The 18770-nt window shown below is 71.7% G+C and carries 20 protein-coding genes; 10 read left to right on the plus strand and 10 right to left on the minus strand.

What is annotated here, in order from left to right; translation table 11 throughout:
* Window positions 1-42 precede the first annotated feature (42 nt).
* The 4 genes from ACZ3I4_RS12915 (at window position 43) to ACZ3I4_RS12930 (ending at window position 3041) form a co-directional block, all read left to right on the plus strand.
* Window positions 43-258 carry a hypothetical protein gene (locus ACZ3I4_RS12915; RefSeq protein WP_465382075.1) on the plus strand — a complete coding sequence of 72 codons (216 nt, stop codon included), beginning with the start codon at window positions 43-45 and terminating at the stop codon, window positions 256-258.
* Window positions 259-739: 481 nt separating this feature from the next.
* The gene (locus tag ACZ3I4_RS12920; RefSeq protein ID WP_465382076.1) at window positions 740-1063 is read left to right on the plus strand and encodes a hypothetical protein; all 324 of its coding nucleotides are present in this window, start codon (window positions 740-742) and stop codon (window positions 1061-1063) included.
* Between the two features lie 104 nt (window positions 1064-1167).
* On the plus strand, window positions 1168-1890 hold the full coding sequence (locus ACZ3I4_RS12925) for a hypothetical protein (protein ID WP_465382077.1): 723 nt from the start codon (window positions 1168-1170) through the stop codon (window positions 1888-1890).
* A gap of 71 nt (window positions 1891-1961) precedes the next feature.
* Window positions 1962-3041: an App1 family protein gene (locus tag ACZ3I4_RS12930; RefSeq protein ID WP_465382078.1), complete on the plus strand. Its 1080-nt coding sequence runs from the start codon at window positions 1962-1964 to the stop codon at window positions 3039-3041.
* Here ACZ3I4_RS12930 and ACZ3I4_RS12935 read toward each other — a convergent pair.
* Window positions 3015-3194: a hypothetical protein gene (locus ACZ3I4_RS12935; RefSeq protein ID WP_465382079.1), complete on the minus strand. Its 180-nt coding sequence runs from the start codon at window positions 3192-3194 to the stop codon at window positions 3015-3017. The genes ACZ3I4_RS12930 and ACZ3I4_RS12935 overlap by 27 nt on opposite strands.
* A 17-nt stretch (window positions 3195-3211) precedes the next feature.
* Here ACZ3I4_RS12935 and ACZ3I4_RS12940 point away from each other — a divergent pair, with 17 nt between their 5' ends.
* Window positions 3212-3874 carry a hypothetical protein gene (locus tag ACZ3I4_RS12940; RefSeq protein WP_465382080.1) on the plus strand — a complete coding sequence of 221 codons (663 nt, stop codon included), beginning with the start codon at window positions 3212-3214 and terminating at the stop codon, window positions 3872-3874.
* Window positions 3875-3940: 66 nt separating this feature from the next.
* Here ACZ3I4_RS12940 and ACZ3I4_RS12945 read toward each other — a convergent pair whose 3' ends face one another.
* Window positions 3941-5467 (minus strand): DEAD/DEAH box helicase, encoded by a 1527-nt coding sequence (locus tag ACZ3I4_RS12945; protein WP_465382081.1) that lies wholly within the window; start codon window positions 5465-5467, stop codon window positions 3941-3943.
* A gap of 309 nt (window positions 5468-5776) precedes the next feature.
* Between ACZ3I4_RS12945 and ACZ3I4_RS12950 the strand changes: the two genes are divergently transcribed.
* Window positions 5777-6658, plus strand: coding sequence for a sigma-70 family RNA polymerase sigma factor (locus ACZ3I4_RS12950; protein ID WP_465382082.1), 882 nt, complete (start codon window positions 5777-5779; stop codon window positions 6656-6658).
* Window positions 6659-6718: 60 nt separating this feature from the next.
* Here ACZ3I4_RS12950 and ACZ3I4_RS12955 read toward each other — a convergent pair whose 3' ends face one another.
* Entirely contained in the window at window positions 6719-7234 is a 516-nt protein-coding gene (locus tag ACZ3I4_RS12955) for a hypothetical protein (protein ID WP_465382083.1), read from the minus strand.
* Window positions 7235-7409: 175 nt separating this feature from the next.
* Here ACZ3I4_RS12955 and ACZ3I4_RS12960 point away from each other — a divergent pair, with 175 nt between their 5' ends.
* The gene (locus ACZ3I4_RS12960; RefSeq protein ID WP_465382084.1) at window positions 7410-9740 is read left to right on the plus strand and encodes a HelD family protein; all 2331 of its coding nucleotides are present in this window, start codon (window positions 7410-7412) and stop codon (window positions 9738-9740) included.
* 42 nt (window positions 9741-9782) lie between these two features.
* Here the strand turns inward: ACZ3I4_RS12960 and ACZ3I4_RS12965 are convergent, their stop codons facing one another.
* Window positions 9783-10697, minus strand: a complete 915-nt coding sequence (locus ACZ3I4_RS12965; RefSeq protein ID WP_465382085.1) for a sigma-70 family RNA polymerase sigma factor — start codon at window positions 10695-10697, stop codon at window positions 9783-9785.
* A 226-nt stretch (window positions 10698-10923) separates the two neighbouring features.
* Here ACZ3I4_RS12965 and ACZ3I4_RS12970 point away from each other — a divergent pair, with 226 nt between their 5' ends.
* Window positions 10924-11439 carry a DUF456 domain-containing protein gene (locus tag ACZ3I4_RS12970; protein ID WP_465382086.1) on the plus strand — a complete coding sequence of 172 codons (516 nt, stop codon included), beginning with the start codon at window positions 10924-10926 and terminating at the stop codon, window positions 11437-11439.
* Window positions 11440-11442: 3 nt separating this feature from the next.
* Here ACZ3I4_RS12970 and ACZ3I4_RS12975 read toward each other — a convergent pair whose 3' ends face one another.
* Entirely contained in the window at window positions 11443-12663 is a 1221-nt protein-coding gene (locus tag ACZ3I4_RS12975; protein WP_465382087.1) for a D-alanyl-D-alanine carboxypeptidase family protein, read from the minus strand.
* The gene (locus ACZ3I4_RS12980) at window positions 12660-13088 is read right to left on the minus strand and encodes a hypothetical protein (RefSeq protein ID WP_465382088.1); all 429 of its coding nucleotides are present in this window, start codon (window positions 13086-13088) and stop codon (window positions 12660-12662) included. Before ACZ3I4_RS12980 ends, ACZ3I4_RS12975 begins: the two co-directional genes overlap by 4 nt.
* A 200-nt stretch (window positions 13089-13288) precedes the next feature.
* Between ACZ3I4_RS12980 and ACZ3I4_RS12985 the strand changes: the two genes are divergently transcribed.
* On the plus strand, window positions 13289-13639 hold the full coding sequence (locus ACZ3I4_RS12985; protein WP_465382089.1) for a histone-like nucleoid-structuring protein Lsr2: 351 nt from the start codon (window positions 13289-13291) through the stop codon (window positions 13637-13639).
* A gap of 35 nt (window positions 13640-13674) precedes the next feature.
* On the opposite strand, the gene ACZ3I4_RS12990 is transcribed toward ACZ3I4_RS12985, so the two are convergent.
* The 4 genes from ACZ3I4_RS12990 to ACZ3I4_RS13005 form a co-directional block, all read right to left on the minus strand.
* Window positions 13675-14562, minus strand: a complete 888-nt coding sequence (locus tag ACZ3I4_RS12990) for an LLM class flavin-dependent oxidoreductase (RefSeq protein ID WP_465382090.1) — start codon at window positions 14560-14562, stop codon at window positions 13675-13677.
* A 14-nt stretch (window positions 14563-14576) separates the two neighbouring features.
* Entirely contained in the window at window positions 14577-15038 is a 462-nt protein-coding gene (locus tag ACZ3I4_RS12995; RefSeq protein WP_465382091.1) for a MarR family winged helix-turn-helix transcriptional regulator, read from the minus strand.
* Window positions 15039-15108: 70 nt separating this feature from the next.
* Complete coding sequence (locus ACZ3I4_RS13000) at window positions 15109-16251, minus strand: PP2C family protein-serine/threonine phosphatase (RefSeq protein ID WP_465382092.1); 1143 nt, start codon at window positions 16249-16251, stop codon at window positions 15109-15111.
* Between the two features lie 92 nt (window positions 16252-16343).
* Complete coding sequence (locus tag ACZ3I4_RS13005; RefSeq protein ID WP_465382093.1) at window positions 16344-16736, minus strand: ATP-binding protein; 393 nt, start codon at window positions 16734-16736, stop codon at window positions 16344-16346.
* 160 nt (window positions 16737-16896) lie between these two features.
* On the opposite strand from ACZ3I4_RS13005, the gene ACZ3I4_RS13010 reads away from it, so the two are divergent.
* On the plus strand, window positions 16897-18762 hold the full coding sequence (locus ACZ3I4_RS13010; protein WP_465382094.1) for a sigma-70 family RNA polymerase sigma factor: 1866 nt from the start codon (window positions 16897-16899) through the stop codon (window positions 18760-18762).
* Window positions 18763-18770: the final 8 nt, after the last annotated feature.

Here is an 18770-nt window from a genome sequence, read left to right on the forward strand (position 1 = left end):
ATCGGGGTATCTCCGGGCATCCCCACGACATAGGAGGCCCCGATGCGCGCAGGCTCGATCGGCGGGCTGATTCTCATCATCTGGCTCGTGCTGGGCGGCGTGGCCGCCTACGAACGAGGCTATTTCTCCGATACCAGCGACACCAGTTGTGCCGAGTTCGGCACGATCGCCGTCACCACCTTGGCCGGCCCGCTCAACTGGATGGGTGTAAACCCGAAAATCACGTGCGACGTCGACGTACCCGAACCCAGCAAGTAAAAACGCCCCACCCGATGGCGCCGGCCCCGGCCGGCGCCATCGCCATGTCCGCCGAACTATCGTCGCGATGCCACCCGGTGAGCGGATGGCGTGCCCGGCGTCCGGCAGCACGTCCGACAGGACCTCGTGGGCCAGGGGACGCTGAATCTCCGACGGCGCGAGTCTGTCGCGATCGAAGGCACCCGGCGCCCAGCGCGCCGAGATCTCGCTCAGGTCGACGGCGGACCGGAAACGGCCCACCGCAAGCGGGCGCCGGGGGCGGAGCAGGGCGGCATCGCCCAGCAGCAGGTTGCGGGTCAGCCCGGACAGCAGCCGGCCACCGGACCGCTGGGAGACTGCGATCGAGCGATCCGCGGCGAGCCAGGACAGCAGACAATCCGCTCCCTGCCGGCCGCCACGGGCGTACGGGGGAATTGTCCGCGGCTGGCCGTAGCTCGGATGAGCCATGCGCGTTCCGGGCGGAAACGGTAGGTTGGGCGGTGTGACGGCCGTGGCGCGAGTGCTTCCCCGAGACTGGGATGCGCACCGCCTGCTGCGTTTTCTCGCCGGGATGGCCATGCTGGCCCTGGCCTTCGCCGCTCACCTGGCGCCGGCCCACCTCGAGACCGCGGCGCCCGCGCCCGTGGCTGCTGTGGCCAGTGTTACCGACGATGCCGTTGATGCCTCTGTGGCCGATCATGTGGCGCCCGCCCTGGTTGTGCCGCCCGTGCTTCCCGCGCCGGTTCTCGTCGTGGTTCTCGTGGCCCTTGTGCTCACCGGCAGCGCGCTGCGGGTGCCGGCCGGTCGCGGGCCTCCTCGCCGCTGATCTGACGCCCATCGCATCGGCAGCGGTCGGCTGCCTGCGGCGTACGGCCGCCTGCACCAGCGTCATTTCTCCTCCGGGTATCCGCGTCTTCATGTGAGGTTGCGATGGAATCCGCCCTGCAGAGCTTCTTCGTCTCCATTCCCCAGGCCGCCGCCTTGTGGCTGGTCATCCTGCTGGCCATCGCCGTGGCCGCGGTCTATGTGGCGCTGCCGCGCTCGGCGCCGGCCCAGCCTCTGACCGAGGCCGAGCGTGACAAGCAGCGCTTCGCCGACGAGGTCGCCGTGGCGGCCGAACGCGCCGCGGCCACCGCCGCCCGCCTCCGGGTCGAGTGGGCCGCCGCCCAGGAGCAGGTCGACGCCGCCGGGGTGGCCTTCGACGAGGCCGACCGGCAGGCCCGGCTGACCGGCCAGGCCGCCGCGTTCCCGCTGATGAGCCGCCGCCGCAAGCCGGGGGAGAACGCCGACCGCCAGCGCTATCTGCACCACGCCGCGATCGCCGCCTGCCGCAACCGGCAGATCTCCATCGCGCAGCTCAACGACGTGCTCGCGCACCGCGGCTGGAACCCGCGGCTGCACCCGGTGGTGCAGGAGGGCCTGCTGCGTAAGGCGATCCGCGAGCACCGGCTGTCACAGTACGAGGACGCGCAGAAGCGGGAGCAGGCCGCGTGGCACGAGTCCGAGCTGGCCGCCGAGGCGCTGCGCAGTCTGCGGGTCGAGGCGGCCGCGGCGATCGTGCGGACCGCGCGGGTCGAGGAACCGGTCGGTGACGAATGGTTCGCCGATCAGTGGGCCACGGGTGAAATGCCGGCGACCAAGGCGTACGCCTGATCCCTCCCCTGTGGAGAGGCGGACCGTTCGCCCGCTGCTGACAGGTTAGGCAGGTACCGTAACCGGGCAGAATGACCGCCGATACCTTATGGGCAGGGGGCCAGAGCGTGGCATCAACTCCGGCGGGCGGGCAGCCACCCGCAATGATCCGGATGCACCGGGCCGCGCGCGTGGAGGACGCCCTCCACGAGATCGTCGAGCGCCGGCTGCGCAACCGGGGCTGGCGGCCGGTGATCACGGCCTACACGGGTTACGGCGCGCCCGGCTGGGCGCGCGTGATGGGCCGTGTGGTGCTCACCCGGGCCAATCAGAACCGGACGCTGGAAAAGGTCCGTGGCTGGCGCAGCTTCACCACCTCGCCGGTCAACAATGCGGTTGTCCGGATCCAGATGGGCGAAAGCATCACCGAGACCCGCACCGACCGCAGCGGTTACATCGACACCCGGGTCAAGGGCGACCTGGAACCGGGCTGGGGAAGCGTGCGGCTGCTCACCGAGGGTGCGGCCCCGGTCGAGGCGCCGATCCGCGTGGTCGACCCGGAATGCCGCTTCGGCGTGATCAGCGACATCGACGACACGGTCATGGTGACCGCGCTGCCGCGTCCGCTGCTCGCCGCCTGGAACACGTTCGTGCTCGACGAGCACGCCCGCATGGCGGTGCCGGGCATGGCCGTCCTCTACGAGCGGCTGATCACGGCGAACGCGGGCGCGCCGGTGTTCTATCTGTCGACCGGCGCCTGGAACGTGGCGCCCACGCTGAGCCGTTTCCTGTCCCGCCATCTCTACCCGGCGGGCCCGCTGCTGCTCACCGACTGGGGGCCGACGCCCGACCGCTGGTTCCGCAGCGGCCAGGAGCACAAACGCGCCACCCTGCAGCGGCTGTCCCGGGAGTTCCCGCACATCCGCTGGCTGCTGATCGGCGACGACGGGCAGCACGACCAGGAGATTTACTCCGAGTTCGCGCACGCCCACCCGGAGAACGTCGCCGCGGTCGCCATCCGGCGTCTGTCGCCCACCCAGTCCGTGCTGGCCGGCGCCATCCCCGGCCCCTCGGGCGAGGCCGAGGCGGTCGGATCCGGCGGCAAGACCTGGTTCACCGCACCGGACGGGGCGGGCCTGTGGTCGCTACTCCGCGATACTGATGTCGTCTGATTCCTGGGCGGCCTCGGCCACCCGCTGGTGCAACCGGTCACGGATCTCATCGGGGGTGTACTGCCGGCGTTTACGCTCCGAGCGCGCCACCACAGCGCCGGTCGCGGCGACTCCCGCCAGACCGGCCAACCCCACTACCTTCCACCAACGCATCACTTGAGGATAGACACGTGGACGCCGCCATCAGCCTCGACGAGGCCATCGACCTGACCCGGACCGGAGACATCTGGATCTTCCGAGGGCGCACGGGCGCCGACCGGGCCATCCAGACGCTGACCAACAGCCCGGTCAACCACGTCGGCATGTCGATCGTCGTCGAGGACATGCCGCCGCTCATGTGGCACGCCGAGCTGGGCAAGTCGCTGCCCGACCTGTGGTCCGGCACCTTCCAGCGCGGCGTCCAGCTGCACGATCTGCGCGACGCCGTTTCCGTCTGGGCGCACCGGTACGGCCAGCGGGGCTGGCTGCGTCAGCTGGAGCCCGGCGTGCCCAAGGAGATGGAGGACAAGGCGCTCAAGACGGTGGCCCGGCTCGACGGCACCCCGTTTCCGTCCTCGGCCCAGCTCGCCTGGCGCTGGGTGCGCGGCCGGGTCCCGCAGGTCCGCCCGCGCTGGCGGATCCGGGGCGGCAAGGGCCCGGCCACCGAGGCGGCCCTCGAGACGGCCTACTGCGCCGAGGTGGTCGCGGTGACGTACGAGGACATGGGTCTGCTCCCGCGTGGCCGGCAGCCCAACTGGTACGACCCGGGCCGCTTCTGGAGCGGCGACGACCTCGACCTGTGCGACGGATTCACCCTCTCGAACGAGATCGAGGTCGACGTTCCGGCCACCTAAGGGCCGAAAAGGTTCGGCGCCCACCCCGGCGAACCGGGGTGAGCGCCGATTTGATGCGGCTGTGGGTCAGCGTCCGCTTCGGCGGCCGCCCACGCGGGTGCCGGCCGAGAAGGCCGCCGCCCCGCTACGCGACTGGCTGGTGTGCACCGGCTTGGAGCCGGAACGAGCCTGGCCCGCCTGGCCCGACGAGCGGGACTGCCCGGCGGTGCGGGACTGCCCGGCGGTGCGCGACTGGCCCGCGTGCCCCGGCGCTGCCGCCGAACGCTGCTGACCGCCCGCCGAGCCGCCCCGGCGCCCGCGCGGTGACGACTTCTGCTCGGACGTTCCGGCCTCGGCCGTGGCCCGGCCGCGACCACCGGCACCGGCACCCCGGCCCCGGCGCGCGCCGGTGCTGGTGGCCGGCGCCTCGGACACCGCAGGCGGCGTGACGAACGTGCGCTCCCCGGGGGCCAGCTCGGCCAGCAGCGGGTCACCCGGACGGGTGCGGCTGGTGGTCGGGCGTACGCCGGCCTTGCGGGTCAGGTCGCGGACCTCGGCGGTCTGGTCGTCGGTCATCAGCGTGATCACCGTGCCCTGGTTGCCGGCCCGGGCCGTACGGCCGGAGCGGTGCAGGTACGCCTTGTGCTCGACCGGCGGGTCGGCGTGGATGACCAGGCCGACGTCGTCGACGTGGATGCCGCGGGCCGCGATGTCGGTGGCGACCAGCGTCTCGGCGCTGCCCTCGGAGAACGCGGCCAGGTTGCGGTTGCGGGCGTTCTGAGCCAGGTTGCCGTGCAGTTCGACGGCGGGCACCCCGGCCTGGACCAGCTGACGGGTCAGCACCTTGGCGCGCCGCTTGGTGCGGGTGAAGACGACCGTACGGCCGGGGGCCGAGAGCAGGTCGACCAGCACCGGGAAGCGGTCGTCGCCGCGTACGTGCAGCACGTGGTGCGACATCTCGATCGGCGCCTCGGTGGCCGAGTCGACGGAGTGCGTGACCGGCTTGTGCAGGAACCGCTTGACCAGAACGTCGACGCCGTTGTCGAGGGTGGCCGAGAACAGCATGCGCTGGCCGTCGCGCGGCGTCTGCTCCATGAGCCGGCGCACGACCGGCAGGAAGCCCAGGTCGGCCATGTGGTCGGCCTCGTCCAGCACGGTGATCTCGACGGCGTCGAGCGAGGCGTGCCCGTTGCGCAGGTGGTCGTCGAGCCGGCCGGGGCAGGCCACGACCACGTCGACGCCCGCCTTGAGGCCCTTGATCTGCGGGTTGGCGCCGACGCCGCCGAAGACGGTGATCGTGCGCAGGCCGAGCTTGGCCGCCAGCGGGGCCAGCACCGCGTCGATCTGGGTGGCCAGTTCGCGGGTCGGCGCCAGGATCAGCGCGCGCGGGCGTCCGGGGCGTCGCTGCGTGCGCGAGGCGGCCAGGCGGGCCAGTACGGGCAGGACGAACGCGTACGTCTTGCCGGAGCCGGTGCGGCCCCGGCCGAGCACGTCACGGCCGGCCAGCGAGTCGGGCAGCGTGGCTGCCTGGATGGGGAACGGGGTGGTGATGCCGAGTTCGGCGAGGGCGCTGTCGAGCACTGCGGGCACGCCGAAATCGGTAAACGTGGTCATGTAGCGGGAGCTCCTGAAACCTAGAGAGGTCGTCCTGCCCGGCGCGACTTTGTCCTCAGCCGCGGCGCGTGGTGGCCGATCCGAGGGACGGTGCGGGGTCTCAAAGCCCTCAACTGTCCGTGGCGGCCCGAGGCAAGACTGGGCGGGCCGCGTGATCAAGCATACCCGCGACGTCGAGCGGGGCACGCCGGGCGGGGAAGCAACCGCCTTACACCCGTACGGGAACCAAATCGCACTTTATCGGGATCACCTTTCATTTCAGTGCCCGGAACCCCCCCTTCCGGCCTGGTTCGCAAGGAGACCCCCCACATGAGCGGTGCCACATTTGCTGCCGACCGCCGTCGCGTGAACCGCGGAGGCGACGATCGCCGCCGCGAAGACCGTGTCCAGGACCACATGCCGCTCGTCGGTCATCTGGTCCGCGAGATGCTGGCGCGGGTCCCGGCGCACGTCAACCGGGACGATCTGCTGTCCGCCGGATACGCCGCACTGGTGCACGCGGCCCGCGGCTACGACGAGAACCGCAACGTGCCGTTCGCCCGGTTCGCGGCGGCCCGGGTACGCGGCGCCCTGCTGGACGAGCTGCGCGGCCTCGACTGGGCCAGCCGTTCGGTGCGGCAGCGGGCCCGGCGCACCGACGGCGCCCGGCAGGAGCTGACCGCCGAACTGGGCCGCGTGCCGACCGTCCGGGAGGTGGCCGAGCGGCTGGGCTGTTCGGTCGAGGACATCGAGCACGCCGACGACGACGTGCAGCGCGCGGTGGTGTTCAGCCTGCAGGGCTTCGCCACGGCCGGCGCCGAGGACATGGTGACCGAGCCGAGCGCCGGTCCCGAGGAGATGCTGCTGATGCGCGAGCGGCTCGGCTATCTGCGGCACGCGATCGAGGCGCTGCCCGACCGGCTGCGCACGGTGGTGCATGGCTACTTCTTCGAGGAGCGCCCGATGGCCCGCATCGCCGAGGAGCTGGGCGTCACCGAATCGCGGGTGTCGCAGCTGCGGGCCGAGGCGCTGACCCTGCTGCGGGACGGCCTCAACACGCACCTCGAGCCGTCGCTGGCCGCGCAGACGCCGGCCAAGGACGGCTGTGTGGCCCGTCGCCGGGCGGCCTACTACGACCAGATCTCGGCCCGCGGCGACCTGCGGGCCCGGCTCGCCCTGACCGGCCCCGACGGCTTGCCGGTCGCGGCCTGATTCTTCACCGGCACTGGGAGGGCCCGCCGCGGTTCGCGGCGGGCCCCTGGTGCTGCCGGTTTACTGGTTGGCGCAGGTGCCGGCCTTCTTCTGAGCGGCGATCGCTTTGGCCGCGCCCTGCTTGTAGAGGGCCAGGCCCTCCTTGGCCGGCTCGAGCTTCCACGAGTCGCCCTCGTAGACCATCGTGTACGACTGCGCGGCCACGAGCTGCTTGGCGATGACGACGGCCCGGTCGGTGCCTTCCATGCGGGCGCTGGTGAGCTGGATCGCCAGGCCCTTGCGGGAGCAGGCCTGGTTCAGCTTGACGTAGTCGGTCTTGCTGATCGCCTGCTTGCCCGCGGTGGTGTACATGTCCCAGGCGCCGGCGAAGTCGCCCCCGGCGAAGCGGTCGAAGACCGTCTGGGCGGCCTGCTTGGCGCCCTCGATGTTCTTTGTCTCGGGGCCGGCCGCGGCCGCCTGAGCCGCGCCGCCGGCCGGGGCCTCGGCGTCGTCCGAGCACGCGGAGGAAAAGGCGAGGGTGGCCGCCGCGGCGAGCGCGAGGGCGCCGAGGCGTCGGATCGGGTGGTTGTGGGTCATGCCGGGTTAATGAGGATCGGCCGCCGTGCGTAACGGCTCGCCGTAAAGCTTGACCGATAGACGACAATTTCGCGGCGAGCCGTAACCCGCCATCGATGCGCTAGTCTGGTCGTTTGTCAGAAACGAAAAAAGCACCCGGCCGGATTGTTCTCAATCCAGGGGTGCTGACCGGCGAATGCTACCACAAAGGGGAGTGGATTTGTCAAGCTCCGCCGCGGTGACGCGAGACGACGACCTCCGTGCCGAACAGGCGTACCTCACCACCCTCTACAACCGGCTGGACGGTCTTCGGGCGCAGGCCGACGACCGTCTCCGCGCCATTCTGCTCGAGGCCGGGGGCACGCCTCAGGGCCGCGCCCAGCGCGAGGCGACCCGGGCCCATTACGCCGAACAACTCGCGCAGATGAATGCTGTGGAGAACGCTCTCTGCTTCGGCCGGCTCGACTTCGTCGCCGACGAGCCCCGCTACATCGGACGCATCGGATTGTCCGCCGAGGAGCACGACCGTGATCCTCTTCTGGTCGACTGGCGCGCCCCCGCGTCGCGGCCGTTCTATCTGGCCACCGCCGTCTCCCCCGACGGGGTGAAGCGCCGCCGGCACCTGCGCACCAAGGGCCGGGTGCTGACCGCCCTCGACGACGAGGTGCTCGACCTCGAGGCGGCCGAGAGCGGCGGCCGGGAGGACGTGACCGGCGAGGCGGCGCTGCTGTCGGCGCTGACCGCCAACCGTACGGGCCGGATGCGCGACATCGTCGAGACCATCCAGGCCGAGCAGGACGAGGTGATCCGGGCCGGGCTGCCGGGCGTCATGGTGGTGCAGGGCGGCCCCGGCACCGGCAAGACCGCCGTCGCGCTGCACCGGGCGGCGTACCTGCTCTACACCTACCGCGGTCAGCTGACCAAGCAGGGCGTGCTGATCCTCGGCCCCAACCCGACCTTCCTGCGGTACATCTCGCAGGTGCTGCCCTCGCTGGCCGAGACCGGGGTGCTCCTGGCCACGCTGGGGGACATGTTTCCCGGCGTACGGGCGCGGGCCGTGGAACCGTCGGCCGCGGCCGCGCTCAAGGGACGCACCGAGATGCTCGACGTGCTGGCCAGGGCGGTCGCCGACTGGCAGACGGTGCCGGAGACGTTCGCCGAGGTCGACCACGACGGCTACCCGCTGCGCATCGAACGGTCGGTGCTCGAGGACGCGCGCGCCGTGGCCCGCCGGTCCGGCCGCCCGCACAACGTGGCCCGGTCGATCTTCGTGACCGAGGCCATCCACGCGCTGTCGCTCGAGATCGCCGAGCGGATCGGCGCCGACCCGCTGGGCGGGGACAATCTGCTCTCCGAGGCCGACCTGGCCGAGACCCGCCGCGAGCTGCGCGAGGACGCCGACGTGCAGCAGGCGCTGTTCGACTTCTGGCCGGTGCTGACCCCGCGCCGGGTGCTGCGCGAACTGCTCAGCGACCCCGACCGGCTGGCCTCGGCGGCGGCCGGGCTGTCCGAGGCCGAGCGGGCCCTGCTGCTGCGTGATCACGACGCCCGGTGGACGCCGGCCGACGTGCCGCTGCTCGACGAGCTGGCCGAGCTGCTGGGGGTCGACGACACCCTCAAGGCGCGGCAGGCGGCTCAGGAGAGGCGCGAGGCCATCGAGTACGCCGAGGGTGTGCTCGAGATCGTCGAGGGTTCCCGGTCGCTCGACTTCGAGGACCAGGAAGAGGAGATCCTGTCCGCGACCGACGTCGTGGACGCGAGCGCGTTCGTCGAGCGGCACGAGGTGCTCGACACCCGTACCGCCGCCGAGCGGGCCGCGGCCGACCGCACCTGGGTTTTCGGGCACGTGATCGTCGACGAGGCGCAGGAGTTGTCCCCGATGGCGTGGCGGCTGCTCATGCGGCGCTGCCCGAGCCGCTCGATGACCGTGGTCGGCGACGTTGCCCAGACCTCGGAACTGGCCGGCACCACGACGTGGGAGCAGGTCTTCGAGCCGTACGTGGGTCAGCGCTGGAACCTCGTCGAGCTGACCGTGAACTACCGCACGCCGGCCGAGGTGATGGCGGTGGCGGCCGACGTGCTGGCCGCGGTCGACCCGGCGCTCGAACCGCCCCGGTCGGTGCGGTCGGCCGGCGTGGAGCCGTGGGCCCTGCGGGTGCCGCCGGTCGCGCTTCCGGCCGAGACAATTGCCGCCGTACGGGTGGAGGCCGCCGACGCCGGTGAGGGCCGTGTGGGTGTTCTGGTGCCCGAGTCCCGTGAGGCGGACCTGGGACGCGCCCTCGTCGAGGCGGTGCCCGGCGCGGCCGTGGGGGAGCAGCCCGACCTGCTCAATCAGGTGGTGCTGATGACCGTACGGCAGGCCAAGGGTCTCGAATTCGACTCGGTGATCGTGGTCGAGCCCGGCGAGATCATCGCGGAGAGCCCGCGCGGCCTGTCCGACCTCTATGTGGCGGTCACCCGGGCCACCCGGCGGCTGGGCGTGCTGCACACGACCGACCTGCCCAAGGTGCTCAGCGCGCTGGCATGAGAAAAAGGGAGGCTCGGCATGATGCCGAGCCTCCCTTTCGCGTCAGACGGCGGCCGTGAGCGGACCGCGGCTGTAAGCGGTGTGGCCGTGCGCGTTGGTCAGCGCCAGCCGGCTGTGCACCGAGGTGCTCTCGGCGATGCTGTTGTAGTAGGACGCGCGGCGACGGGCGGTGATGCTCTCCGGGTTGTCCGGAACCGGCGCCAGGTCGGGGTTGAGGTGCGTGTTCAGGCCGTCCTTGAGCAGCGTCAGCGCCTCGGCCCGCAGCTGCGACACCCGCGACTCGGTGACGCCCAGGTCGGCCGCGATGTCGGCCATCGGCCGCTCCTGCAGGAAGTACTCGGTGATGACGACCTGCAGGCGCTCCGGCAGCGAGCCGATCGCGTGGTGCAGGTAGCCGATTTGCTCGCGGCGCAGCAGCATGTCCTCCGGGCCCGGCGTCTTCTCGGTCACCAGGTCGTCGGCGCTGCTGGTGGTGAAGCCCTGCAGCGACAGCACGGTCGCGCGCTGCACGTCGGTGTCGGTCTGCTTGAGGTCGCTGGTGGTGGTGCCGAGCGCCTGGGCCAGCTCGTCCGCGGTGGGCGTGCGGCCCAGCGTGGTGGTCAGCGCCTGACGGGTGGTGTCGGTGGCGCGGGCCTTGGTGCGCACCGAGCGGGTCGCCCAGTCGAGAGCGCGGAGCTCGTCGAGGATGGCGCCGCGGATGCGGGTGCTGGCGAAGCGGTGGAACGGGATGCCACGCTGCGGGTCCCAGCCGCGGGCCGCGGTGACCAGGGCGTGCAGGCCGGCGCTGGTCAGGTCGTCGCGGTGGATGTGGTTGGGGATGCGGCTGAGCATGTCGCGCACCAGGTGGCCGACGAGCGGCATGTGGGTGCGGATCATCTCCTCCTGCTCAGCGGCGGACAGCACCGTCGTAGCGGCGGTGTCGGCAACGATGTCGGCAGCGTTCGCGATGCTGGTCATGTGGTGTTCCCCCCGTTGTCGGCGGCCCCGTTTTCCAGGAGCTCGTCGGCGTGTCACAGGGAGGTTCGTCAGCGAACCGGTGCCGATTAAGTGGCGAGAGGGTGCGCGACGGTTGCTGTTACATGGCGTCGGGTGGCGTGCCCTGAGCTTCGGTCGTGGCTGTGGGTTGGTTGAGAAGTCCGGCCCCTCTCTTTGCGCCGTTGCCCCGGCCTGGCACCTTTGGCGCATGGATCTGACCGACAGCGCCTGGGTGATCAACCTGATCGCCGGGGTGGCGATAGCCATCGGCGTGGTCGGGGTCGTCGTGCCGGTCGTGCCCGGCCTGCTGCTCAGCTGGGCCGGGGTGCTGTTCTGGGCGATCTTCGGCGACGGCAGCAACGCGGTGCGCTGGCTGGTGCTGGGCGTGGCGACGGCCGTGGCCCTGCTCGGCGCCCTGATCAAATATCTGGTGCCGGGCCGCCGCCTCAAGGGCGCCGGTGTGCCCAACTCGGCGCTGCTGGCCGGCGGCCTGCTCGGCGTGGTCGGCTTCTTCGTGATCCCGGTGCTCGGCCTGCCGCTCGGCTTCGTGCTGGGGGTCTATCTGGTCGAGCGCGCCCGGCTGGGCCCCGGCCGGGCGTGGCCCTCGACCAAGCACGCGCTGCACGCCGCGGGCATGGCCATGCTCATCGAGTTCACGGCGGCCCTGGCGGTGGCCGTCGTCTGGGTGTTCGGCCTGCTCTGGTCGGGCTGGGCGTTGCCGTAGGGACTACGCCGTCGGGCGGCGACGGCGGCGGCGCTGGGCCAGCAGCAGGAGCAGGGGCGCGCCGGCCAGCAGCAGGGCCACCGAGGCGGCCGCGGCCACCGAGAGCAGCTTCGGCGGGTCGCCGGCCCGGGCCGGTCCGGCGTTGGGTGGCGCGGCCGGTTTCAGCGCCGGAGCGGCGGTCACGGGGGCCACGTCCTGCGGCGAGACCAGTTTGCCGACCGACTCGTCGCGGGGCAGCGAGAAACCCCAGTCGAGCAGGGCCGCGCCCTGCTGCCAGCCCCGCAGCGGCCGGGCCTCGGCGCCGAGCAGCGTCACCACCAGGCGGCGTCCGTTGCGCTGGGCCGCGCCCACGTAGCTGTGCCGGGCCAGCGTCGTGAAGCCGGTCTTGCCGCCCAGCGCCCCGGGGTAGTTGTAGATCAGCTTGTTCTCGTTCTGGAACTGGAACCCGCCCTTCTTCAGCTGCGGCTGGGCCGGCATCTGGGCGCTGCGGGTCAGCACGTAACGGCGGAAGTCGGCGTTCGCGAACGCCACCCGGGCGATCAGGGCCAGGTCGTACGCGCTGGTGAACTGCCCCGCCCCGTCGAGCCCGGACGGCGTGACCGCGTGCGTCTGGTACGCGCCGATCCGCCTGGCCAGCGCGTTCATCTCGCCGACGGTCTTGCGGACGCCGTCGGCGCCGCCGCCACCGGCCAGCCGGGCCAGCGCGTTGGCGGCGTCGTTGCCCGAGTTGAGCATCAGGCCCAGCCACAGCGTCGAGATCGGGTACTTGCCGCCGACCAGCAGCCCGACCGCCGAGCTGCCGGGCTCGATGTCGAGGTCGCCGCTGGTCACGGTCATCCGCTGATCCGGGTCGAGCTTGTCGATCACGGTGGCCGCCAGCAGGGTCTTCTGCACGCTGGCCGGGGTATGGAAGACGTGCGGGCCGCAGCCACCGAGCACCTCACCGGTGTCCAGGTCGGCCACCATCCACGTGGTCGCGGTGACCGCCGGCGGCGGCTTGGCGCCGGCCGGGACGACCAGGCCGTGGGTGGCGAGCGCGTCACCGCCGATCGCGCTGCCCACCGGGTCGTCCGGCGGCGGCGCCGGCGGCGCGGGCCGGTTCGGCGGGGGCGCCACCTTGGGCTTCGGGCAGGGGATCTCGGGGGCGGCCGAGGCGGGCGCGGCCGGAACGAGAACAGGGAGGAGGGCGGCGGCACAGGACGCCGCCAGGACACGGCGGATCAAGGCCAGGAGACCCCCGCCTCGAGCCGCCGGTCGAGCAGCTGCCGCAGCGGGATCGTCTCGCCGTCACCGCCGCCGGCGCCGACGATCAGCCGGGGCATGCTCGGGGTCAGGTCGGCCCCGACGAAGCGGGCCCGCAACGAGGCCGGCACGGTCAGCACGTAATACTCCCCGTCCTCGCCCACGGCGACCGACCGGTTCGACTTGAGATACCACCCACGCACATGGGTTCGATACGTGGCGCGGCCGTCGAAGGTTCGAGCCATCAGCGTGTGCGGTGTGAGCCCGCGCTCGGCGGCGCGGCGGATGAAGTCGTCGAGCAGGGCCGCCGCCTCGCGGGCCTCGGCGGCCCGCCCGGCTTCCAGCGCGGCGGCGTGGCCGGCGACGGCCTGCCGTCGCTGTTCCTGCCAGTCGGCTTCCTGCTCCATGCCAGCGACACTAGGTGATGGTCCGCCGCCCGTCCAAGCCGAGCTTTCCGTGCTGATTCCCGTGAATGCGGGGTCGGTCATTTGAATAACCAGTCGGCCGGCCGTGCGGAAAGAATTGCGAATTCGCGTCGGACAGTTGCGCGCGATGCCGGTTTCGAGCAACACTTGGCGCGGTTGGTCGGGCGGACTCGGGAGTCGTTATGGCGCGGCAGGTAATCACCACTCTGATCGACGATCTGGACGGAAAGAAGGCCGACCGCACGGTCGAGTTCAGTCTGGACGGCATTAACTACACGATCGACCTTTCCGAGGCCAATGCGGGGAAGCTGCGTAAGGTCCTCGATCCGTACATCAACGCGGGCACCCGGCTCGGCCGGGCCACCCCCGGCCGCATCTCGCCCCGGCGCGCCGGTTCCGGCCGCACCGCGGGGTCCCGCGACGAAAACCGTCAGATCCGTGAGTGGGCGACGGCCAACGGACATCAGATTTCCGAGCGCGGGCGCATTCCACAGAGCGTGACGCAGGCTTACCGCGCGGCGAACGGGCGCTGACCGGCGCCCTGTTCGCCGCCCGGGCAAATTGCGCGCTACGAAAGGCGTAGCCGCGGCAGCCGTGACGCCACCGATTCCAGGACCTTTTCGTCGCCCGCATACCAACTCGACTCGCGCGGCCAATGTGTGATCACGTCGGTGAACCCCAGCTCCCCGGCGCGGCCCACGGCGTCCTCGAACGCCTCGGCGCTGCTCAGCGAATAGACCGGTGACGAGTCCAGGTTCAGATAGCGCGGCATCGCGTCGCGGCTCCGGCCGGCCGCGTCGAGCGCCGAGTCGAATCCGGCGACGATCCGGGCCACGTTGGCCCACCACTCGGCGGCCGTCCCGGGGGCCGTGCCGGTGACGCCGGTGGTGACCCAGCCGTCGCCGTGCTTGGCGGCCAGCCGCAGGGCGCGTGGCCCGTTCGCGGCGACCACGAACGGCGGGCGGGGCTTCTGGCACGGCCCGGGCGCGCTGCGGGCGTCGACGGCGGCGTAGTAGTCGCCCTTCCACGTCGTCGCCGGGTTTTCCAGGATCGTGCCGAGCAGGTCGAGGAACTCGGTGAACCGGTCGACCCGGGCGCGCGGGGTCAGCTCGGGCTCGCCCAGCACGGCCGAGTCGAAGCCGGTGCCGCCGGCGCCCAGCCCGAGCAGCAGGCGGCCCTGCGAGATGTCGTCGAGCGCGGTGACCTCGCGGGCGAAGTGCACCGGGTGGCGGAAGTTGGGCGAGGCGACGTACGTGCCGAGACGGATGCGGCGGGTGACCATGGCGGCCGCGGTGAGCGTCGGGACCGCGTCGAACCACGGCCCGTCCACCAGATCACGCCAGCCCAGGTGGTCGTACGTCCACGCGTGGTCGAAGCCGTATTCCTCGGCGCGTTGCCAGCGCCGCCCGGCGACGGACCAGCGTTGGTCGGGAAGGATCACGATGCCGATGCGCATCGGCCGACGCTACCTCACGCCGTACGCCGGGACTCGTCCTCCGCCCCGTCGACCGCCGCCGCCGTCGCGAAGGCCCGCAGCGAGTGCACCAGCGCGTCGCGGTCGCCCGCCGGCATCCGCCCGAGCACGTCTTCGAGGGCCCGGCGCCGGAGGTCGCGCAGCTCGTCGAGCAGCCGCCGGGCGGCCGGGGTCAGCAGCAACCGCACCTCGCGGCGGTCACGCGGGTCGGGCAGCCGGCGCAGCAGCCCGGTGGCCTCGAGACGGTCGCAGAGCCGGCTGGCCGACGACGGCACCACCTCGAGCGCCTCGGCCAGGCGGCTCATGTTGGTGTGCTGGTTGCCGGCGACAATGGTCAGCACCCGCAGCTGGGCGGGCGGAACGCTGGAGCTGTGGCCCAGGCCGGCGGATTCGAGCACCGAGACGAGCGCGTCGACCGTCGACTCGACGGCGACGGCGACGTCCGAGACCCGGTCCATGGCGGATGTTTCCCTGTTCGTCAGACGATGCGCGAGCGTGCGGCATGCCACTACCCGCCCGGGGGAAACTTCATGCCGTTCCGCGGAGCCAATCCAGGCACACGATGACGGCGTCGTCCTCCTGGTCGGCGCCGGCGTGGTAGTCACGCAATGCGCGGATCACCGTACCCACCGCCTCGGCCGGCGGCTGCAGGCGCGTCCGCCGCAGCGCGCTGAGCAGACCGGATTCCCCGTACGGGGGACGACCGGCGGGCGCCGCCGCGTGCACGCCGTCGCTGACCACCAGCAGACGGTCGCCCGGCTCGAGATGGAGCTTCTGGGTCTCGTAACGACTGTCGCCGAACATGCCGAGCGGCAGCTGTTGTTCCAGATCGACCGGTCGGATCTCCCCTTCGCGGGCGATCAGGGCCCGCGGCGAGCCGGCGTCGACCGCCTCGAGCGTCCCGCCGGTCAGGTCGATCTCGAGGAGCAGCGTGGCCACGTGCGAGGCGCCGCCGTGTCGCGAGTAGATCGCGTCGGAGGCCAGCTCGGCCTGCTCGACGATGTTGGCGCCGGAGCGGCGGGCGTTGCGCATGGCGTTGACCGCGATCGTGGTCAGCAACGCGGCCTCGATCCCGTCGCCGTGCCCGTTGAGCACGGTGAGGGTGAGCCGGTCGTCGGTGACCGCCCAGTCGTAGTGGTCGCCGTACATCGTGTACGCCGGTTCGAGCTGACCGGCCAGCCGGAACCGCTCGCCGTCGAGCGACCGCCCGGGCAGCAGGTCCCACTGGAGCTCGGCCGCCATGGTGAGGCGCTGCCGGCGCACGATCTGCCGATAGCGGTCGGTGTCCTTGTCGGCGGCGCGCAGCGCCAGGGCCAGCTCGTCGGCGATGCTCGTGAGCTCGGTGCGCATCTCGCTGGTGAGCGTCTCGGTGAGCTCGATCCGCAGCACGCCCAGACGGTCGCCCCACGTGGTCAGGGGGAGCAGCAGGCGCCGGGACCCGTTGCCGGTCACCGGTTGCTGGCTGCCGAAGCAGCGCTGCTCGAGGGAGCCGCCGACCGGGGTCCCGGGGTCGAGGACGGGCCAGAGAGCGGTGAAGGTCAGGTCGCTCAGAAGCAGCTCGGTCCCGCTGACCGGAAACCAGGTGCGCAGATGATCCGCCACGACCTCGGGGAGTCGATCGGGCGGTGCGGCGCGCAGGAACGGGCCGACGGACGCCGGGCGGACGGACACTCGATCTTCCCTTCTGTGCGAGCGTACGGGCGCAATAGTTGCAGGAGAGCAAGGATCATATGCGCTTGCTCCCCGGGTGTCGGCACGAGGTTCTAGGCGAACGACTTCTCGAAATGGATCAAGCTGCCCCGCTTCGGCACGGAGTGCATCCGGACGTTCTCGCCCAGGGCCTTGATCAGGGACAGCCCGCGGCCGCTCTCGCTGGAGGTGCTCGCGGCGCCGATCGCCTCGGGGTCGAACCCCTCCCCGGTGTCGCGCACGTCGATCGAGCAGTGGTTCTCGGCCACGTCCAGGCTGACCTCGAAGTTCTCGGCGCCGCCGGCGTGCCGTACGACGTTCGAGCAGGCCTCGGTGATCGCGATCTCGAGATCGTCCTGGGAGTCCCGGTCGATCTGCAGGACGGAGAGGGCCGAGCGCAGCATCCGGCGGACGGTGGGCACACTGCCCGCCTCGCGGGGCAGGTCCAGCCGGAGTGTCATACGCATGCCCTACTGGTTCCCGCTCGCCGCCGGGCCTAATCGTGGCCGTCCCGTAACACCTCATCCGATCATCGCCGGAAAACGTGTTATCCATGGACGGCTTGGGCGTCTCCCTTCCCGTGGCCGGTGAGGGTCACGGCATGGACGCCCGACGGAAGGTTGGACAATGGCGGAGCAACCCGACATCGCGATCGTGATCGCCGCGCGTGACGGCGACCCGGTCGCGGTCGACCGGCTCGTGGCCGGATATCTGCCGCTGGTGTACACGATCGTGGGGCGGGCGCTCGAGGGTCACGCCGACGTGGACGACGTCGTGCAGGACGTGATGCTGCGCGTGCTGCGCAACCTGCACGACCTGCGCGAGCCCGAAGCGTTCCGGTCGTGGCTGGTGGCGATCACGGTGCGCCAGGTCCGCGAGCGGTTCCGGGCCCGGCGCGGCGCCCCCGAGGCGCTCGTGCACGAGGACGTCCGCGACCCCGGCGCCGACTTCACCGACCTGGCGATCACCCGGCTCGAGCTCAGCGGCCAGCGCCGCGAGACCGCCGAGGCGACCCGCTGGCTCGACGAGGACAACCGTGAACTGCTGGCGCTCTGGTGGCTCGAGGCGTCGGGCGAGCTGACCCGCGACGAGATCGTCGCCGCCACCGACATCACCCGTCAGCACGCCGCCGTCCGCATCCAGCGGATGAAGGGCCAGCTCGAGACGGCCCGGGTCGTCGTGCGGGCGCTGGCCGCCAGCCCGGCCTGCCCCGATCTGCACCTGCTGACCACCGAGTGGGACGGCCGGCCCAGCCCGCTGTGGCGCAAGCGCATCGCCCGGCACACCCGCGAGTGCCGCTACTGCTCACCCTCGTGGAACGGCCTGGTCGCGGCCGAGCGGCTGCTGGCCGGCATGGCGCTGGTCCCGCTGCCGGCCGGCCTGATGGGCCAGAACGTGCTGGCCACCCTCGGCGCGGGCGGTGCGGCCGGAGCGAAGGCCGCGGCCGGAGGCGCGGTCGCCACCAAGGCGGGCGGCGCCGGCGGCTCGCACCTCGCGGCCAAGATCGGCTTCAGCCTGTCCCGCAAGGTGCTCACCGCGGCGCTGTCGACCACCGCGGTCGCGGGCGGCGCGGCGGCCGTGGTCGTCACCCAGCAGTCCGATCCGCCGCCGGTCACCACGGCTGCGGTGGTCGCGCCGACCACCCGTCCGGCGCCCAAGCCCACCACCGCCCGGCCCACCCCGGCCCGCACCACGCCCAGCGCGACCCCGAGCCCGAAGCCGCCGGCCAAGAAGCCGCCCGTGGTGGCCACGGCCAAGGCGAGCAAGAAAAAGGGCGTCGGCGTCTGGGAGTTCACCGGCGCCCGGGCCGCCCTCGACGACATCGGCGCCGGTTGGTACTACAACTGGTCGTCGAACAACAAGAACATGCCCGGCCCGTCCGACGTCGAGTTCGTCCCGATGATCTGGGGCAAGGACAACGTCAACGACGCCACCCTGGCCGAGGCCAAGAAGGAGGGCGACGTCCTGCTCGGGTTCAACGAGCCCGACATGGACGGCCAGGCCAAGATGACCGTCGAGCAGGCGCTGGCCGACTGGCCCAGGCTGCAGGCGACCGGCATGCGGCTGGGCAGCCCCGCGGTCGCGTTCGGCGGCGACACCAAGGGCGGCTGGCTCGACCGGTTCATGACCGGCGCCGGCCAGAAGGGCTACAAGGTCGACTTCATCACGTTGCACTGGTACGGATCCGACTTCTCCGACGCCGCGGTCAACCAGTTCCTCGGGTACGTCGACGCCGTGCACAAGCGCTACAACAAGCCCATCTGGATCACCGAGTACGGCCTGATGAACTTCGGCGGTTCCCCCAAGTACCCGACCCAGGCCCAGCTCGTGACGTTCATCAACGGCACGACCAAGGGCATGCAGAAGCGGTCGTTCGTCGAGCGGTACGCGTGGTTCGGGCTGCCCGCCGTGGGCGACAGCGCCGACTTCGGGCTCTACCGCGACGGCGACAGTCCGACGGAGGCCGGAAAGGCGTACAAGGCCGCGGGGTAACGTCGGCT

It is taken from the genome of Actinoplanes sp. NPDC021490, from assembly GCF_055562135.1.

Excerpts from the sequence above, each read along its gene's own strand:
- ACZ3I4_RS12965 (WP_465382085.1), bottom strand. The coding sequence starts at position 10,697 with ATGACCAGCATCGCGAACGCTGCCGACATCGTTGCCGACACCGCCGCT.
- ACZ3I4_RS12925 (WP_465382077.1), top strand. The coding sequence starts at position 1,168 with ATGGAATCCGCCCTGCAGAGCTTCTTCGTCTCCATTCCCCAGGCCGCC.
- ACZ3I4_RS12970 (WP_465382086.1), top strand. The coding sequence starts at position 10,924 with ATGGATCTGACCGACAGCGCCTGGGTGATCAACCTGATCGCCGGGGTG.
- ACZ3I4_RS12960 (WP_465382084.1), top strand. The coding sequence starts at position 7,410 with ATGCTACCACAAAGGGGAGTGGATTTGTCAAGCTCCGCCGCGGTGACG.
- ACZ3I4_RS12990 (WP_465382090.1), bottom strand. The coding sequence starts at position 14,562 with ATGCGCATCGGCATCGTGATCCTTCCCGACCAACGCTGGTCCGTCGCC.
- ACZ3I4_RS13010 (WP_465382094.1), top strand. The coding sequence starts at position 16,897 with ATGGCGGAGCAACCCGACATCGCGATCGTGATCGCCGCGCGTGACGGC.
- ACZ3I4_RS12955 (WP_465382083.1), bottom strand. The coding sequence starts at position 7,234 with ATGACCCACAACCACCCGATCCGACGCCTCGGCGCCCTCGCGCTCGCC.
- ACZ3I4_RS12985 (WP_465382089.1), top strand. The coding sequence starts at position 13,289 with ATGGCGCGGCAGGTAATCACCACTCTGATCGACGATCTGGACGGAAAG.
- ACZ3I4_RS12935 (WP_465382079.1), bottom strand. The coding sequence starts at position 3,194 with ATGCGTTGGTGGAAGGTAGTGGGGTTGGCCGGTCTGGCGGGAGTCGCC.
- ACZ3I4_RS12995 (WP_465382091.1), bottom strand. The coding sequence starts at position 15,038 with ATGGACCGGGTCTCGGACGTCGCCGTCGCCGTCGAGTCGACGGTCGAC.
- ACZ3I4_RS12980 (WP_465382088.1), bottom strand. The coding sequence starts at position 13,088 with ATGGAGCAGGAAGCCGACTGGCAGGAACAGCGACGGCAGGCCGTCGCC.
- ACZ3I4_RS12930 (WP_465382078.1), top strand. The coding sequence starts at position 1,962 with ATGACCGCCGATACCTTATGGGCAGGGGGCCAGAGCGTGGCATCAACT.
- ACZ3I4_RS13005 (WP_465382093.1), bottom strand. The coding sequence starts at position 16,736 with ATGCGTATGACACTCCGGCTGGACCTGCCCCGCGAGGCGGGCAGTGTG.
- ACZ3I4_RS12950 (WP_465382082.1), top strand. The coding sequence starts at position 5,777 with ATGAGCGGTGCCACATTTGCTGCCGACCGCCGTCGCGTGAACCGCGGA.
- ACZ3I4_RS12915 (WP_465382075.1), top strand. The coding sequence starts at position 43 with ATGCGCGCAGGCTCGATCGGCGGGCTGATTCTCATCATCTGGCTCGTG.
- ACZ3I4_RS12945 (WP_465382081.1), bottom strand. The coding sequence starts at position 5,467 with ATGACCACGTTTACCGATTTCGGCGTGCCCGCAGTGCTCGACAGCGCC.